The 2237-nt window shown below is 69.0% G+C and carries 3 protein-coding genes; 1 reads left to right on the forward strand and 2 read right to left on the reverse strand.

Going from position 1 to position 2237, the window contains the following annotated elements:
• Positions 1-19: 19 nt before the first annotated feature.
• Positions 20-844: a hypothetical protein gene (locus JYJ84_RS34685; protein ID WP_122949557.1), complete on the forward strand. Its 825-nt coding sequence runs from the start codon at positions 20-22 to the stop codon at positions 842-844.
• A 265-nt stretch (positions 845-1109) separates the two neighbouring features.
• Here the strand turns inward: JYJ84_RS34685 and JYJ84_RS34690 are convergent, their stop codons facing one another.
• Positions 1110-1361: a DUF4880 domain-containing protein gene (locus JYJ84_RS34690; protein WP_236027413.1), complete on the reverse strand. Its 252-nt coding sequence runs from the start codon at positions 1359-1361 to the stop codon at positions 1110-1112.
• A 257-nt stretch (positions 1362-1618) separates the two neighbouring features.
• On the reverse strand, positions 1619-2237 hold a 619-nt coding region (locus tag JYJ84_RS34695), incomplete at its 5' end, for a FecR family protein (protein WP_205190130.1).

The following is a 2237-nucleotide window of genomic DNA, read 5'->3' on the forward strand; positions in this document are numbered from 1 at the left end:
CGATGCACGAGGCACCGGCATGTACGTAGATCCCCGCGTGGCCCATGGCCGCGCCCGGTTCGACCTGAGCGGCTCCCCGCGGCTCGTCGCCGACGAGCGCCGCTGGGAAATCAGCGACGTGGTCACGCGCGGCCTCGACGACTTCACGGGCGTGCGCAATCGCCGCAACCTGATGCGGCTGCTCGAACGCCAGATCGCGCCGAAGCTCGCCCGCCTCGGGCTCGAGCCGTACGTCGGCGCGCTCGGTCACGCCGAAGGGTTGTTCGTCAACTTCTCGACGATGAGCGCCGAGCACGGCCTGCGCGAATTCCAGCTTCAACTGACGGTGCCCGACCTCGTGCTGCGCAGCTTCGCGTCGAACGTAATCCGGCCGCACGCGGTCGCGCGCTGCATGCAGCGCAACGGCGTGATGTCGCTGGCGGAAATCGAACCTGAAACGCGCGTCGCGTTCGTCGCGGCGCGCGTAATGCGCTCGCTGGCGCTCGCGGAAGGCTGGCAGCAGATCGGCGTGCCGACGCCGCACGGGCTGTTCGTCGGCACGCTGACCGACGCTCACGACGTCGCGATGAACACCTATTTCCGGCCCGGCGACAATGACCGTCCGTCGCGCTGGAGCGGCTTCTCGGCCCTCTTCTCGACGATGCCGGACTGGCGGCCGGAACAGGTCCGGCACGGCGGCGAACTGCTGCAATGGATGGTCAACCATATCGTGGCCCTGCAAGAATCCGCACCGTTCGTCGAACGCTTTCCCTTTCTGCGCGAGCCGCTGCGCGATGCCGGCGATCCGCTCGACGCCGCCTGGAACGGCGCACGCGCCGGCCTGCAGCCCGGGTCGCCATCCTGAATCCCGAGTCGTGCATCGGGGCTTGCGTGACGCGGCCGGCACGTACCCGGCCAGGCCCGCCACCATGCGAGAGCGGTGATCCGGAAGCCCATTCAGGCCTCCGTTCCCCGGTCTCCGCTTTACAGCCCCTCTGTACAGCCCCCTCGCTCTCTCATATACAAGGTCGAAGCGGGCCCGCCTAACCCGCATACTTTCTTTCAGCGCGCGTGTGCCACGGCGCAAATGCGCTTGCGCACCACACCCGTGCGCACGACGAGCCGCCGTATCAATGCGTGCGCGTCGGCCCGCCAGGCTCCTGGCGGCCGACCATCTCCAGCACGGCCCACATCCAGATCAGCTCGCGGACCGTGCGTGCATGCTCGTCGCTCTGCGCGCGCCAGCGCGCGAAAGCATCGAGTTCCTGTTCCGTCGTGTCGCCGGCGCGCAACCACAGCAGCCAGCGCACGGCGCCCTCGCGGATCGCATCGGCGCGCGTATTCGCGTCGCCGGGATCCATATCCCGTTGCGATTCGTTCATGATCACGCCACCGCCCGAAGCTCCATCGACACACATCCCCCACACCGCGCATCGCTGCACGGCCGGGGCGCTTGCCACCCACGCCTCGGGTCCGACGACGTCACACCGGGCCGCCCTGACAGACGGCCCGGCGTTTGCCGGCCCTCATTGATCAAGTCGTATCGGACGGCCATAACCCGCAGCGCGCGGACAGCCGGAAGCGACGCGAACGCATCGCGAGCAGGAGGGAGAACGGAAAGTAAAACGCGGGAAGCCGGTCAGCTCAGCAGCACGATGTTGCCGGGCAGGCGCGTGATGTGCGCACCATACAGGCGGCCGACCATGTCGATCACGTCGTCGAGCCGCGTGATCGGGAACTGCGCCTGCATCCGGTTTTCGCCGAGCGCCGCGCTGCGCAGGATGACCTTGCCGCGACGGTAGCGGTTGATCTCGTCAACCACATCGGCAAGCGGCACGCCGTTGAACACCAGCATCCCGCGCCGCCATGCGCTGACCGCGCCCGGATCGATCCGAGACACGGGCTGCACGCCGCGATCGTCGTAGACGACCTGATCGTCGGCCGTCAGCGTGCGCGCACCGCGCGGATGCTCGAGCGCGACCGTGCCGGACAGGCAGGTCACGCAGACCTGCGAGCCGGTGCGCCGCACGTTGAAGCGCGCGACGGTCGCCTGCATTCGGCCGCCGCCTGCCACCACGGTGACGGGCTGAATCGGCGTCACGCGGTCGGCCGGCGGCGCGGCCGCGTCGATCTCCGCCTCACCGGCGACGACTTCGACGCCGTGTGCGGCATCGCTCGCAGCCAGCACGTCGAGGCGCGTCTGCGTATTCAGCTCCACCGTCACGCGCGACGACAGCGCGACGCTGCGCTGCTCGCCG

The sequence above is a fragment of the Burkholderia sp. LMG 13014 genome (assembly GCF_905232215.1).
GTDB lineage: Bacteria > Pseudomonadota > Gammaproteobacteria > Burkholderiales > Burkholderiaceae > Burkholderia.

Coding starts and splice junctions, on each gene's coding strand:
- JYJ84_RS34685 (WP_122949557.1), top strand. CDS start 20: ATGTACGTAGATCCCCGCGTGGCCCATGGCCGCGCCCGGTTCGACCTG.
- JYJ84_RS34690 (WP_236027413.1), bottom strand. CDS start 1,361: ATGAACGAATCGCAACGGGATATGGATCCCGGCGACGCGAATACGCGC.